This window comes from Microvirga sp. P5_D2 (assembly GCF_054049475.1).
Genome location: NZ_JBFUMH010000145.1, coordinates 1 through 13,042, shown reverse-complemented (window position 1 = coordinate 13,042; position 13,042 = coordinate 1). Strand labels below are relative to the sequence as shown.

The 13,042-nt window shown below is 62.5% G+C and carries 15 protein-coding genes and 1 tRNA gene; 8 read left to right on the top strand and 8 right to left on the bottom strand.

Going from position 1 to position 13,042, the window contains the following annotated elements:
* Positions 1–354 (top strand): hypothetical protein (locus ACXJKO_RS24590; RefSeq protein ID WP_457093698.1); only part of this gene is annotated, 354 nt, incomplete at its 5' end.
* A gap of 144 nt (positions 355–498) precedes the next feature.
* On the opposite strand, the gene ACXJKO_RS24585 is transcribed toward ACXJKO_RS24590, so the two are convergent.
* From ACXJKO_RS24585 to ACXJKO_RS24560, 6 genes are all read right to left on the bottom strand, one after another.
* Positions 499–572, bottom strand: a tRNA-Gln gene (locus ACXJKO_RS24585).
* Positions 573–751: 179 nt separating this feature from the next.
* Positions 752–1,312, bottom strand: a complete 561-nt coding sequence (gene ruvX / locus ACXJKO_RS24580) for a Holliday junction resolvase RuvX (protein WP_457093697.1) — start codon at positions 1,310–1,312, stop codon at positions 752–754.
* Between the two features lie 95 nt (positions 1,313–1,407).
* Positions 1,408–2,544, bottom strand: coding sequence for an ABC transporter ATP-binding protein (locus ACXJKO_RS24575; RefSeq protein WP_457093696.1), 1,137 nt, complete (start codon positions 2,542–2,544; stop codon positions 1,408–1,410).
* Positions 2,545–2,561: 17 nt separating this feature from the next.
* Positions 2,562–3,386 (bottom strand): carbohydrate ABC transporter permease, encoded by an 825-nt coding sequence (locus ACXJKO_RS24570; protein WP_457093695.1) that lies wholly within the window; start codon positions 3,384–3,386, stop codon positions 2,562–2,564.
* A complete protein-coding gene (locus ACXJKO_RS24565; protein ID WP_457093694.1) occupies positions 3,383–4,357 on the bottom strand; it encodes a carbohydrate ABC transporter permease in 975 nt (324 codons plus the stop codon). The genes ACXJKO_RS24570 and ACXJKO_RS24565 overlap by 4 nt, the downstream gene beginning before the upstream one ends.
* A gap of 2 nt (positions 4,358–4,359) precedes the next feature.
* Positions 4,360–5,625, bottom strand: a complete 1,266-nt coding sequence (locus tag ACXJKO_RS24560) for an ABC transporter substrate-binding protein (protein ID WP_457093693.1) — start codon at positions 5,623–5,625, stop codon at positions 4,360–4,362.
* Positions 5,626–5,757: 132 nt separating this feature from the next.
* On the opposite strand from ACXJKO_RS24560, the gene ACXJKO_RS24555 reads away from it, so the two are divergent.
* The 4 genes from ACXJKO_RS24555 to ACXJKO_RS24540 all read left to right on the top strand — a co-directional run bounded on the left by ACXJKO_RS24555 (position 5,758) and on the right by ACXJKO_RS24540 (position 8,931).
* Positions 5,758–6,459 carry a metal-dependent hydrolase gene (locus tag ACXJKO_RS24555; protein ID WP_457093692.1) on the top strand — a complete coding sequence of 234 codons (702 nt, stop codon included), beginning with the start codon at positions 5,758–5,760 and terminating at the stop codon, positions 6,457–6,459.
* A gap of 250 nt (positions 6,460–6,709) precedes the next feature.
* Entirely contained in the window at positions 6,710–6,997 is a 288-nt protein-coding gene (gene gatC, locus ACXJKO_RS24550; protein WP_457093691.1) for an Asp-tRNA(Asn)/Glu-tRNA(Gln) amidotransferase subunit GatC, read from the top strand.
* Positions 6,998–7,113: 116 nt separating this feature from the next.
* Positions 7,114–8,628, top strand: a complete 1,515-nt coding sequence (gene gatA, locus ACXJKO_RS24545) for an Asp-tRNA(Asn)/Glu-tRNA(Gln) amidotransferase subunit GatA (RefSeq protein ID WP_457093690.1) — start codon at positions 7,114–7,116, stop codon at positions 8,626–8,628.
* A 3-nt stretch (positions 8,629–8,631) separates the two neighbouring features.
* On the top strand, positions 8,632–8,931 hold the full coding sequence (locus ACXJKO_RS24540) for a hypothetical protein (protein WP_457093689.1): 300 nt from the start codon (positions 8,632–8,634) through the stop codon (positions 8,929–8,931).
* A gap of 4 nt (positions 8,932–8,935) precedes the next feature.
* Here ACXJKO_RS24540 and ACXJKO_RS24535 read toward each other — a convergent pair whose 3' ends face one another.
* Entirely contained in the window at positions 8,936–9,634 is a 699-nt protein-coding gene (locus ACXJKO_RS24535; RefSeq protein ID WP_457093688.1) for an ArsR/SmtB family transcription factor, read from the bottom strand.
* 140 nt (positions 9,635–9,774) lie between these two features.
* Between ACXJKO_RS24535 and ACXJKO_RS24530 the strand changes: the two genes are divergently transcribed.
* On the top strand, positions 9,775–10,695 hold the full coding sequence (locus tag ACXJKO_RS24530; protein ID WP_457093687.1) for a DMT family transporter: 921 nt from the start codon (positions 9,775–9,777) through the stop codon (positions 10,693–10,695).
* A 68-nt stretch (positions 10,696–10,763) separates the two neighbouring features.
* Here the strand turns inward: ACXJKO_RS24530 and ACXJKO_RS24525 are convergent, their stop codons facing one another.
* Positions 10,764–11,072 (bottom strand): hypothetical protein, encoded by a 309-nt coding sequence (locus ACXJKO_RS24525; RefSeq protein WP_457093686.1) that lies wholly within the window; start codon positions 11,070–11,072, stop codon positions 10,764–10,766.
* A gap of 220 nt (positions 11,073–11,292) precedes the next feature.
* On the opposite strand from ACXJKO_RS24525, the gene gatB reads away from it, so the two are divergent.
* Both gatB and ACXJKO_RS24515 read left to right on the top strand, forming a co-directional pair.
* The gene (gene gatB, locus ACXJKO_RS24520; protein ID WP_457093685.1) at positions 11,293–12,768 is read left to right on the top strand and encodes an Asp-tRNA(Asn)/Glu-tRNA(Gln) amidotransferase subunit GatB; all 1,476 of its coding nucleotides are present in this window, start codon (positions 11,293–11,295) and stop codon (positions 12,766–12,768) included.
* Between the two features lie 63 nt (positions 12,769–12,831).
* Positions 12,832–13,042, top strand: a 211-nt coding sequence (locus ACXJKO_RS24515) for a hypothetical protein (protein ID WP_457093684.1), incomplete at its 3' end; no start/stop codon positions are given.

The following is a 13,042-nucleotide window of genomic DNA, read 5'->3' as shown; positions in this document are numbered from 1 at the left end:
CTTGCCGTCAGCCTGCCGCTGCCACTCCAAGCGCACGATATCTACACGCCTCTGATGGACCCTTGGGGTAAAAGCTGTTGCGACGATCACGATTGTCGGCCTGCGCTATATCGGAAGACTAAAACTGGTGTGCAGATGCTCGTCGATGGACGGTGGATCGATGTGCCAGATATAGCGATTCAGCACCGTTCCTTGCCAGGAGATGCCGGCGAGACGGCCGGGGGGCATTGGTGTGGGATGGTTCGCGAAGATTATGAGCACAACCTTGGTCCTTTTTATACAACGCGCTGTGCGATCCTGCCTCCTGAGGCTTCCGAGGCCGACCTACAGTGGCTTGGTGTTTCAGGACATTGATGTGGAGAGGATGTCTATCCCGCAGCCTTCCCTGTCATGTGAGGGGCGGGAACGAGAACGGATTTGTCTCAAAGGTCGTAAAACGGTTTTCTAAATGCTTTTCCGGAATGTTGGGAAAAGCCGCTAAGCCCTTGAAAACTAAGGTGGCTGGGGAACCTGGATTCGAACCAAGACTAGCGGAGTCAGAGTCCGCTGTTCTACCATTAAACTATTCCCCACCAAGCTCTTGAAATCCTTCACTCTTCCGGAGAAATGCTCGATCCGGTGCGAAGGAATGTCCAACGGCGTCGTGGTCGGGTGCAGATAGGCTGCTTTTGCGGGGGCGTCAACCCCATTCGACACGCTTTTGGCGGCTAAAAGTGTGGAAGCGTAACCGTCTTGGGACAGGCTTTACCGCTCAGTCGTCCAGGGAGCCGCTTTCCGGCGTACGGTCCATGCCGAGGCTTGCCCGATATTTAGCCTCGTCTTCCGCTTCGGCGGCATCGGCGGCGATGCGCTCGTAGCGGTCGAGGGCGCCCTGGAGGATGTAGGCGGCCGCCATCTTGTCCACCGCGTCGGCGCGCTTGGCGCGGGAGGCATCCGCGTCCAGGAGAGTGCGGGTCACGACCATGGTGGACATGCGCTCGTCCCAGAACAGCACGGGCAGTGGCAGGATGGGCTTGAGATTGCGGACGAAGGCGCGAGTGGCCTGGGAGCGCGGGCCCTCGGTGCCGTCCATGTTGAGGGGAAGGCCGAAGACCAAGCCACCGACCTCGTGGCGCTCGGCCAGAGCCTTGATCTGCTGAGCGTCGGGCGTGAACTTCACCCTCTTGATGGTCTCGAGCGGTGTCGCGATCCGCCGCTCCACATCCGAGAGGGCGAGGCCGATCGTCTTGGTGCCGAGATCAACGCCGATGAGGCGCGCGCGCGGGCTCAAAGCATCGATGAAGGCTATCAGCTCGTCATCCCGAGAGAGCATGGCGGTCTCCTCACATCCTGGCCGGTCACAGCCAGTATAGAGGAAGTCGGCCCGCGTCGAGCTTCAAAGGGATGTGTATCGCCTCCGTTGAGCGATCAGGCCGCGCTGCTTGCCAGCTTCGGAGATGAGGGAGCTGGATTCGTGACCCTGCTCAAAGACGGCAGGGCTTCTCCGGATTGCCGGAAGAGGTGGCAGGACTCCTTTGAGATCGCGAGCGTGACCTCGCTTGCTTTCTCCGTATGGGCATCGCCCGCCATGCGAACGGTCAGGCGGTTGCCGTGGCCCACATCCACATAGAGAAGGTGGTTTTCGCCAAGCTCCTCGACCAGYTCGATGCGCCCGGTGAGGGTGCCTTGCGGGTTCACCTCGATATGATCTGGCCTGATGCCGAGGGTGACGGTTTCACCGGGCTTCACGCCATCGGCCGCGACGGGAACGGAGATCGTGCTGCCGTTCGGCAGGCGCACTTGCACGCCGTCAGCACCCATCTGCACGACCTCGCTCTTGATGAAGTTCATCTGCGGCGAGCCGAGGAAACCGGCAACGAACACGTTGGCGGGGTGGTGATAAAGCTCCAGCGGCGTGCCGACCTGCTCGATCTGGCCGGCATTGAGCACTACGATGCGGTCAGCGAGCGTCATCGCTTCCACCTGATCGTGGGTGACGTAGATCATGGTGGCGTCGGTATCGGTGTGGAGCTTCGCGATCTCGATGCGGGTCTGCACGCGCAAGGCTGCATCGAGGTTGGAAAGCGGCTCGTCGAACAGAAACACCTTCGGGTCGCGCACGATGGCGCGGCCGATGGCAACTCGCTGGCGCTGGCCGCCGGAGAGCTCCTTGGGCTTGCGATCGAGAAGGGCTTCGATCTGCAGCATGCGGGCAGCTTCGCGCACTTTCGCATCGATCTCTGTTTTCGATGACTTCGCGAGCTCCAGCCCGAACGCCATGTTGTCGTAGACGTTCATGTGCGGATAGAGCGCGTAGGACTGGAACACCATCGCGATGCCGCGCTTGGCTGGCGGCAGATCGTTGACACGCTCGCCGCCGATGAAGAGATCGCCGGAGGAGATGTCCTCCAGGCCTGCGATCAGGCGAAGCAGGGTCGATTTTCCGCAGCCGGAGGGGCCTACGAATACGATGAACTCGCCGTCCTTGATGTCGAGGTCGACGCCATGGATCACATGGGCTCGCCCGAAGGACTTGCGGACATTTTTGAGAACGACATCAGCCATTGCGACAACCTTTGAAATTACCCTTTGACCGCGCCGGCGGTGAGGCCCGCCACGATCTTGCGCTGGAACACGAGCACCAAGGCGATGATCGGCAGCGTCACGATGACGGAAGCTGCCATGATCGTGCCCCACGGAAGCTCATAAGCGGTCGAGCCGCTCATGAGCGCGATGGCGGGCGGCACGGTGCGCTGTTCGTTGGTCAGGGTGAAGGTGAGGGCGAAGAGAAACTCGTTCCATGAGACGATGAAGGCGAGAAGGCCTGTCGTCACCGCCGCCGGCATCATGAGCGGCAGGAACACGCGGCGCACCACGATCCAGGGTGTTGCGCCATCGACGAAAGCCGCTTCCTCGATCTCCTTCGGCAGCTCGCGCATGAAGGTGGTCAGCACCCAGACAGTGAAGGGCAGGGTGAGCATGAGATTGGCGAGGATCAGGCCGGGGAGTGAGTTATAGAGCCCGAGGCTGCGGATCAGCTCGAACATGCCTGACAGCACCGCCACCTGCGGGAACATGGAGACGCCGAGAATGGTCATAAGCAGCAGCGAACGGCCACGGAAGCGGATACGCCCAAAAGCGTAGGCCGCCGTGATGCCTAAGCCGAGCGAGGTCGCGACGACCGATCCGGCGACGACGATGGAGTTGAAGATGTTCGTGCCGAAGGGCTGGCGCTCGAAGACCGCGATGTAGTTCGAGATGTTAAAGCTCTCGGGCCAGTAGGCGATTGTGAACAAAGCTGCGCCCGAGCGGAACGAGGAGATCACCGCATAGTAGAACGGGAAGATGGAGAACAGGCCGATGACGGCGACGAGAAGCCAGAAGCCGATGCGGGCGAGAATTTTCATCGCGCATCTCCGCTGAGACGAACGCGCCCCACCGCCATGGTGATGACGATGAGAAGGGCGATGATGAGGAAGATGAGAGTGGAGGCAGCCGACCCTAAGCCCACCTCCTGGAAGTCCACGAGCTGCTGGCGCGCAAAGACGGACATGGAGGCCGTGTCGCGCGAATTGGCGGTCAGCACATAGATCAGGTCGAACACGCGCAGCGCATCCAACGCGCGGAAGATCACGGCGACGATGAGCGCCGGCTTGATCAGCGGCAGCGTCACGCGGAAGAACACTTTGACCGGGTGAACGCCGTCCACTTTCGCGGCTTCATAGATGTCGCCGGGTAGCATCTGGAGCGCTGCTAGGATCAGGAGCGCCATGAACGGCGTGGTCTTCCACACATCGACCATGACGACGGTCCACAGGGCTGTATCCGGGTTCGCGGTCCAGGTGATGGGTGCCGCGATCAGGCCGAGGCGCAGGAGCATGTCGTTGATGRCGCCGAACTGGTCGTGCAGCATCCAGTTCCACATGCGGGCGGACACCACGGTCGGGATCGCCCATGGGATGAGGATGACGGCGCGCATGATCCCGCGACCCGGAAAGGAGGCATTGAGGATCAGTGCGACGACGATGCCGAGAACGGTTTCGATGGAAACGGAGACGAGGGCGAACCACACCGTGTTCCAAACGGAATGCCACCAGTCGGGATCGGTGAGCAGKCCCAGCCATTCGCCGTCATAATTGGCGAGGTAGTTCTCGAAGCCGATAAACTCGTAATCGTTGAGGCTGTTGAGGTTGGCGTCCGTGAAGCTGAACCAGATGGTCCGTGCCAGAGGCCAGCCTGCGATGAGCGCGAGAATGATCAGGGTCGGAGCGATGAAGATCCATGCTGCCCTGATCCGCGAACGGGTGAGGGAGGAGCGTCCTCCCTGCGCGGGTGTCCTCGCAAGGGTCGGCTCCTCCTGGGCAACGGCGCTGCTCATGATTATTGCCAGCCGTTGCGCTTGATCCGCTTCAGGTCACGGTCGAGGCGGTTCAACGCCTGCTCGGGTTGCGAGCGCTTCGAGAGCACCTCGTGCACAGTGTTGAAGAACTCTGTCGAGACCTTGTTGTAGTTCTTTCCCGTCACCGTCGCAGGGCGCGCGACCGCATTGGTGAACACGTCGCGCAGGTTCCCGATGAAGGGGCTCGCCTTCGTCACCTCGGCATCGGCGTAGAGCGACACGATGGTGGGGTTGAACGAGCCTTCGATCGCGCGGCGCTTCTGCTCTTCCGGGCCTGTCAGGTACATGACGAGATCGGTCGCAGCCTCGGCGTTCTTCGAATATTTCGACACGGCGAGAAGCTGCCCGCCGAGTGTACCGGCATTGCGCCCATCAGCGCCGCCCTTGGGCAAGGGCGCGATGCCGACCTTGTCCTTGATGGTGCTGTCGGCACCTTGCGCCAGCGCCCAAGCATAGGGCCAGTTGCGCATGAAGGCGGAATTGCCGGCCTGGAAAACGCCGCGCGCTTCCTCTTCCGTGTAGTTGAGAACCCCTTCGGGCGTGATCGTGCCGACCCAGCTCGAAGCAGCCTTCAGGGCTTCGGCGGCTTTCGGGTTGTCGATGGTGACTTCGCCCTTCTCGTCGACGATGGTGCCGCCGTTGTAAGACGCAATCCATTCGAGCGCGACGGTGGTCAGGCCCTCATAGGCGCGGCCCTGCCAGGCATAGCCCCAGAAGTCGCCTTTGCCGCCTTTCCGCTCGCCTTCCTGGATGATACGGGCGGTCTCGGTCAGATCGCTCCAGGTCTGTGGCACTTGGCGATTGTATTTCTGGAGAAGGTCGGTGCGGTAATAGAGCAGGCCCGCATCGGCGAACCACGGCATCGCCATGAGCTTGCCGTCGACGCGGCTTGTTGCCACCATGGCGGGCAGGTGCTGGCCGACGACGCTCTGGCTCTTGGCGGTCAGGTCCTGCAGGTGGTCGCCGAGAATGCCGGTCCACACCACGTCGATCTGGAACACGTCGATATCGCCCGCGCCGGCGGCGAGAAGCTGCTGATAGAGCGCGAGACGCTCGGTGGCGGAGTTCGGAGTGGAGACGATCTTGACCGTGTTGCCCGTCTTCTTGGCCCAGGCATCCACGCCCTGCTTGCAGATTTCATACTCCTTGCCGAGCGCGCTGCACGAGATCGAGATTTCGACGGCTGAGGCGCTGACCGAGGTAAGAAGACCGGCGGCGAGAGTGAGAGAGGTGAGCAGGCGTGACATGGCTATCCTCCAGCGGCTTCAGGATTTATTGCTTAGCTTCATAAGACTCGAGGGTGCCTTTTGTTCCTTTGAAACATAGCCGTATGCCCTTCACGCCCCATCTCCATGCTCCTGAAATTGAAGGATGCTCCCATGAAAATAACCTGGTTCGGCCATTCCGCCTTCCGTCTCGACTTCGCCGATAAAGCCGTCCTCATCGACCCGTTCTTCACCGGAAATCCGGCCTTCGAGGGGGACCGCGCGAAAATTCTCGAAGGCGTGTCCCATGTGCTTCTCACGCACGGCCACGGGGACCATGTGGGCGATACCCTGGAGATCGCGAAGCAGACCGGCGCCAAGGTCGTGACAAATTTCGAGCTGTGCATGTATCTGGCCGAGGAGGGGCTGCAGAACTTCGATCCCATGAATACGGGCGGCACCACGGATCAGGATGGCTTCACCGTGACCCTCGTGCGGGCCGACCACTCGGCGGGCCTTGTCGAGATGGGGGTGAATTACCCTCTCGGGAACGCCAACGGGATCATCGTGAAGGCTCCGGGGGAGCCGACTGTCTACCACATGGGCGATACGGATATTTTCGGCGACATGGCCCTGATCGCCGAGATCCACCAGCCCGATGTGGTCATCGTGCCCATCGGCGATCGCTTCACCATGGGCCCGGAAGTCGCCGCCCTGGCGATCCAGCGCTTCTTCAGCAGCGCGAAGGCGGTCATTCCCTGCCACTACGCCTCGTTCCCGCCGCTGGTGCCGAATGCGGACCGGTTCGTGGCTGCCATGGAAGGCAAAGGGGTGCAGGTCGTGGTGCCGCATAAGACGGTGGCGGTGAAGTTCTAGGCGCTCCCCGCTGTCATCCCCGGCGAGCGGAGCGAAGGAAGGGGATCCACCCACACGCTCAGCGCTATGGATTCCCTTCCCCTCCGCTGCGCTCCGGCCGGGAATGACACCCTCTCCCATCATCACCGGCACAAGGCCCGGCCATGACGGGAGAGGGGCGCTGCGTATTCAATCCAAGATCCGAAGTTGCCCCCTGAGGCGGGCGGGTGTTATAGCCCGCGAAAGCAGATATCAAAGGGTATGACCATCCATGTCGGTCGATGAGAAAACGGTCCGCCGCATCGCCCATCTGGCGCGCATTGCCGTGACGGATGCGGAGGTGCCTCACCTCCAGGGCGAGCTCAACGCGATTCTCGCCTTCGTCGAGCAGCTCAACGAGGTGAATGTGGACGGCGTCGAGCCCATGACCTCCGTGACCCCCATGACCATGAAGAAGCGCCAGGACGGCGTGACCGATGGCGGCTATCCGGACAAAATCGTCCAGAACGCCCCCGCCACGGAAGACAACTTCTTCCTGGTGCCGAAGGTGGTCGAATAAGAACCCGTCATCCCGGCCGCAGCGCCAGCGGAGCGTCGGGATCGCGTAATCCAGTTTTCTCTTCCAGACGATCCCGRCTCGCTGCCTCGCAGTGTCCGGGATGACAGGATGACCCAGTGACCGAACTGACCCATCTCACGATTGCCGAGGCCCGTGACGGCCTGAAGGCCAAGACCTTCTCCGCTTCCGAACTCGCCCAGGCCCATATTGCCGCCGTCGAGAAGGCGAGGGCGCTGAACGCCTATGTGCTCGAGACGCCCGAGAAGGCGCTCGCCATGGCGAAAGCCTCCGACGCGAAGATCGCCAAGGGCGAGGCCGGCCCGCTGGAAGGCATTCCGCTGGGCATCAAGGACCTGTTCTGCACGGAGGGCGTGGTTTCGACCGCCGGTTCCAAGATCATCGGCAACTTCAACCCGCCTTACGAATCCACCGTCACCCGGAACCTCTGGAACGACGGCGCGGTGATGCTCGGCAAGCTCAACATGGATGAGTTCGCCATGGGCTCCTCCAACGAGACCAGCGCCTTCGGCCCGGTCGTGTCGCCCTGGCGGCGCGAAGGCTCGAATGTGAGCGCGGGCGCTTCCGGCCGGATCGAGGGCACGCATCTCGTGCCCGGCGGCTCCTCGGGCGGTTCGGCTGCGGCTGTGGCCGCTCACCTTTGCCTGGGCGCGACCGCAACCGATACCGGCGGCTCGATCCGCCAGCCGGCAGCCTTCACCGGCACGGTCGGCATCAAGCCGACCTATGGCCGCGTCTCCCGCTGGGGCACGGTGGCCTTCGCCTCGTCGCTCGATCAGGCCGGCCCCATCACCCGCACGGTGCGCGATTCCGCGATCATGCTGCGCTCCATGTCCGGCCCCGACGCCAAGGACACCACCTGCGTGGACTTGGCCGTTCCCGATTTCGAGGCAGCCGTCACGCGCGGCGTGAAGGGCCTGAAGATCGGCATTCCGAAGGAATACCGCGTCGACGGCATGTCGCCCGAGATCGAAAAGCTCTGGCATCAGGGCGCAGAATGGCTGCGTGCTGCCGGCGCCGAGATCGTCGAGGTCTCGCTGCCGCACACGAAATACGCGCTGCCGGCCTATTACATCGTGGCGCCTGCCGAAGCGTCCTCGAACCTCGCCCGCTATGACGGCGTGCGCTATGGCCTGCGCGAGAACGGCAAGGACATCGCGGATCTCTATGAGAAGACCCGCGCCGCCGGCTTCGGCCGCGAGGTCAAGCGCCGCATCATGATCGGCACCTATGTGCTCTCGGCGGGCTACTACGACGCTTACTATGTGCGCGCCCAGAAGATCCGCACGCTCATCAAGCAGGACTTCGAGAAGGTCTATGCTGAAGGCGTCCACGCGATCCTGACGCCCGCCACCCCCACCGCCGCCTTCGGTATCGGTGAGAAGGGCTCGGGCGACCCGGTCGAAATGTATCTCAACGACATCTTCACGGTGACGGTGAACATGGCAGGCCTGCCGGGCCTCGCGGTTCCCGCCGGTCTCGATGCTCAAGGCCTGCCGCTTGGCCTCCAGCTCATCGGCCGCGCCTTCGACGAGGAGACGCTCTTCGCCGTCGGTCAGGTGATCGAGGACGCTGCGGGCCGCATCAAGCTGCCTAAAGCTTGGTGGGCTTAAACAATGCATCCCACGGTTCCAGTCGTCACCCTCTGGGACTGGCTGCCTGCCGCCTTCGACCCGGTTCTGATCCTGGTCGCGGTCACTCTCGGCTGGAAGGCGGACCAGTTCGGCAAGGTGCTCATCGCGGCTATTGCCGCTTTGGGCGTCTCCGTGCTGGTCTCCTGGCTCGTCACCAGCCTCGGCATCCCCTGGATCGCGCCGGTCCGGTCCGATACGCTGACCCTGTTCCCGGTTCGGGTGGGCTCGGCGATTCTTTGGGCGGCTCTCGCTTACGGCGCAAGGCGCGTGGTGAGGCGCTAGGTTCCTACATGCTCTCGATGCCGAAGGCTTCTTGGAGGCCTCGGCGTCCCTCCGTCGTGACCGACAGGGCGCGACTGTCTTTGATGCGCGCCACCCATCCCAATTCGAAAATCCGCGTGCAGAGCGCGGCACCAAGCCGTCCCGACAGGTGAGGGCGGCGCTCGCTCCAGTCCAGGCAGGTCCGGCAGGGCGCGCGCGAGCCTTTAACTCCAGCATCGAGATCGATGCCGAGATCGCAGAGGAAGCGCTGACCTTCCTTCGTGACGATGCCCGCGCTTTCCGAGAGAACCACGTGGCGCTTGAGGCTCAAGGCATCGGCAATGGCGATGCCGAGGCGGCCGGCCAGATGGTCGTAGCAGGTGCGGGCGTTGCGCAGCGCCTCGTCCTTCGGCCCGACAGGGCGATGCCGCCTGGGGCCGAACGAGGCGACGGCCATCAGCGCCTCGATGGCTTGCGCGACCTCGGGAGAGGCAAGGCGGTAATAGCGGTGGCGGCCCTGGCGTTCGAGGGCGATCAGGTTGGCCTCGCTGAGCTTGGCGAGGTGGCCGCTTGTGGTCGAAGCGCCGACGCCGCTGTGCCATGCCAACTCGCCGGCGGTGAGCGCCCGCCCGTCCATGAGCGCGGAGAGGATGTTGGCGCGGGCCACGTCGCCGATCAGGGCGGCGATTTCCGCGAGCGTAATGCCTGAGACCATCGGTGCCATGGGCTCGATCCTAGGGGATGCAGGCACGCCGGTCACCAAGGAACATTTCGGCGGTGGCCGAACTATTCCAGGGCGACAGGAGCCGATCCGCGTGCCAGTTTCGCCCCGCTTCGAAACAACCAGAAACGGGCGCGATTCCCATGGCGACGAGCCAACCCCAGAAAACCAACTACGTCTTCGAGCTTGCCTTGCTGGCGACGCTCGCGAGCCTGTGGGCTGCGGCCTATTCCTTCATCAAGGTCGGGGTCGAGACCATTCCGCCGATCACCTTCATCGCGGCGCGCACTCTGATCGCCGGAAGCCTGCTTGTCATGATCATGCATCTCAGAGGGGTGCGCCTTCCGCGCGACCGGGGGAGCTGGCGCAACTTCACGATCCAAGCCTGCCTCAACAGCGCCATTCCCTTCACCCTCATCGCCTGGGCGGAGACATCCATCGATGCGGGGCTGGCCGCGATCCTCAACTCGATGACTCCCGTCTTCACCTTCCTAATCACGCTGGTCTGGACCCGGCATGAGGCGACCGGCATGCGCAAATTCGCCGGCGTCGTGGTCGGGCTTGCGGGAACCTGCGTGATCATCGGCAATCAGGCGCTCACCCATGTGGGGCAGGAGCTTTATGCGCAGCTCGCTGTCGTCCTGGCCGCCGTCTGCTATGCGGGGGCCGCGATCTTCGGGCGGAACTTCAAGAACCTCGATCCCATGGCACCCGCCGCCGGGTCGCTCCTGTCGGGCGCTGTGATCTTGATCCCGGTAAGCCTCGTGATCGACCGGCCCTGGAATCTGGCTCCCTCGGATGCCTCGATCATGGCGCTGATCGCGCTGGCGATCTTCTCCACGGCCTTGGCCTTCGTCATCTATTTCCGGCTCATCCACACCCTTGGCTCAGTCGGAACAACGGCGCAGGCCTACCTCAGGGTGCCGCTCGGCGTGGCGATCGGGGCGTATTTCCTCGGTGAAACCCCGGACACTACAGCCTTGATCGGGCTGGTCTGCATCCTCGTCGGCGTCGCCCTCATGACCCTGCCGGGAAGAAAGCGCGTGGCTGTCGTGGCGGCCTGACCAGCATAAGTAAAAGGGCCTGACCGAGGTCAGGCCCTTGTGACGCAGTAGTTACGCCAGACTCGAGTTTACTGCTTCGGGGCGGCCGGAGCCGACGGAGCGGCCGGGGCCGGAGTCGTCGGGGACGACGGGGTCATCGGGGCAGCTGGGGACGGGCTGGTGCTCGGCGAAGAGCGCTCCGTCTGCGTTCCCGTGGTGCTGCCTGTCGTGCTCGGCTCGTTGCCGCCATCATAGAAGAGGAAGGCAAGAAGGCCCAGCGCGATAACAAGACCGCCGATCACGTAGGCAAGAGTGTTGGAACCGCGACGATCAGTATCGTAGACGTTGGTCTCACGATTGTAGACGTTCGGTTCGCGATCCATTGGATCCATAGCCATTTTAAGCTCCTTGACCGTTTTACCTCCCGTTCAACGCCCAATATGGGATGCGGTTTCATCCCAGCGTGGCAATTAACTTAAATCCCTGTGCAAAAAACCGAATTAATCTAGGCCATGGCCCGGCTAACCTGAACGCCTGTTCATCTTGAAAGGGGTTGACCCGGTTTCGCGTCGCTCGTACTCCGAGCGTGAAACGTCGAAAGATAAAGGCGCACGGCTTATGAACGCTCCGGTCAACCCTAAGAAGCTCATCAAAGGCGCGACAGGCGATTGGGAAATCGTCATCGGCATGGAAATTCATGCCCAGGTGACGAGCCAGGCCAAATTGTTCTCCGGCGCCTCCACGACCTTCGGCAACGATCCCAACAGCAATGTCTCCCTTGTGGACGCGGCCATGCCCGGCATGCTGCCCGTCATCAACGAAGAATGCGTGCGTCAGGCGATCCGTACGGGCCTGGGGTTGAAGGCCGAGATCAACCTGAAGAGCACCTTCGACCGGAAGAACTATTTCTACCCGGACCTGCCGCAGGGCTACCAGATCAGCCAGTATAAGAGCCCCATCGTGGGTGAGGGCGAGGTCATCGTCGACGTGCCCGAGAGCGGCGAGACGATCACGGTGCGCGTCGAGCGCCTGCATCTCGAGCAGGATGCCGGGAAGTCGATCCACGACCTGCACCCCACCTTGAGCTTCGTGGACCTCAATCGCTCCGGCGTGGCGCTGATGGAAATCGTGTCGAAGCCGGACCTGCGTTCCGCCGACGAGGCCCGCGCCTACGTGACCAAGCTGCGCACGATCCTGCGCTATCTCGGCACCTGCGACGGTGACATGGAGAAGGGCAACCTCCGCGCCGACGTGAACGTGTCCGTGCGCCGCCCCGGCGAGGAACTCGGCACACGCTGCGAGATCAAGAACGTCAACTCCATCCGCTTCATCGGTCAGGCCATCGAAGTCGAGGCGCGCCGTCAGATCGCGATCATCGAGGATGGCGGCAAGATCGACCAGGAAACCCGCCTCTACGATCCCGGCAAGGGCGAGACACGCTCCATGCGCTCCAAGGAAGAGGCGCACGATTACCGCTACTTCCCCGATCCCGACCTGCTGCCGCTCGAATTCGACCAGGCCTATGTGGACGATCTCGCGCAGCACCTGCCGGAACTGCCGGATGAGAAGAAGGCGCGTTTTGTCAGCCTTGGACTTACGCCTTATGAAGCGGGGGTGGCGGTCGCCGATCCCGAAGACGCGGATTACTTCGAAAAGGCCGCTGAAAAGGCCGGCAGTGCAAAGCTCGCTTGGAACTGGGTCTTCGGCGATCTGGCTGCCTATGCCAATTCGGCGAACCTCTCCGTGTCGAGCAGTGGCGTGAATCCGGCTCACATCGGAACCATCGTGCATTTGATCCAGGATCAGACGATTTCGGGTAAGATCGCCAAGGATCTGCTGCAGCTCGTCATCAAGACGGGCGAAGACCCCACGGTGCTTGTCGATAAACACGGCATGAAGCAGGTGACCGATACCGGCGCCATCGAAAAGGCCGTGGACGAGATCATCGCCGCCAATCCCGACAAGGTGGAGCAGGCGAAGGCAAAGCCCACGCTGCTCGGCTGGTTCGTCGGTCAGGTGATGAAGCAGACGGGCGGCAAGGCCAACCCGCAGGCCGTCAACGAAATCCTGAAGCAGAAGCTCGGGATCGAGTAAGGCAGTCGGAGAACCCGGCAAAAGCGCATCGCCGCCTTGCCGGATTTGATGAAGCAGAGACCGGTGGCAACGCAACCCAACCCCTTCGCTCCCCATTGGCTGATCCGCGATATCGTGATCAGCGCCCATCGTTCCGCGGTCGGCTCGGGCGGGTTGCTGTTCGTCGGCGACTCCATCGTCGAAGGGTTTTACTGGAACCACATCGGTTMGGTTCCCGTGCTGAATGCCGGCTATTCCGGCATCTGGACGGAAGCGCTGGAGCCGAGGATTCCGC

What these genes read in the sequence shown, in the direction of transcription:
- ruvX (WP_457093697.1), bottom strand. Translation starts at nt 1,312, where the DNA reads ATGCTCTCTCGGGATGACGAGCTGATAGCCTTCATCGATGCTTTGAGC.
- ACXJKO_RS24570 (WP_457093695.1), bottom strand. Translation starts at nt 3,386, where the DNA reads ATGAAAATTCTCGCCCGCATCGGCTTCTGGCTTCTCGTCGCCGTCATC.
- ACXJKO_RS24560 (WP_457093693.1), bottom strand. Translation starts at nt 5,625, where the DNA reads ATGTCACGCCTGCTCACCTCTCTCACTCTCGCCGCCGGTCTTCTTACC.
- ACXJKO_RS24555 (WP_457093692.1), top strand. Translation starts at nt 5,758, where the DNA reads ATGAAAATAACCTGGTTCGGCCATTCCGCCTTCCGTCTCGACTTCGCC.
- gatC (WP_457093691.1), top strand. Translation starts at nt 6,710, where the DNA reads ATGTCGGTCGATGAGAAAACGGTCCGCCGCATCGCCCATCTGGCGCGC.
- ACXJKO_RS24540 (WP_457093689.1), top strand. Translation starts at nt 8,632, where the DNA reads ATGCATCCCACGGTTCCAGTCGTCACCCTCTGGGACTGGCTGCCTGCC.
- ACXJKO_RS24535 (WP_457093688.1), bottom strand. Translation starts at nt 9,634, where the DNA reads ATGGCACCGATGGTCTCAGGCATTACGCTCGCGGAAATCGCCGCCCTG.
- ACXJKO_RS24530 (WP_457093687.1), top strand. Translation starts at nt 9,775, where the DNA reads ATGGCGACGAGCCAACCCCAGAAAACCAACTACGTCTTCGAGCTTGCC.
- ACXJKO_RS24525 (WP_457093686.1), bottom strand. Translation starts at nt 11,072, where the DNA reads ATGGCTATGGATCCAATGGATCGCGAACCGAACGTCTACAATCGTGAG.
- gatB (WP_457093685.1), top strand. Translation starts at nt 11,293, where the DNA reads ATGAACGCTCCGGTCAACCCTAAGAAGCTCATCAAAGGCGCGACAGGC.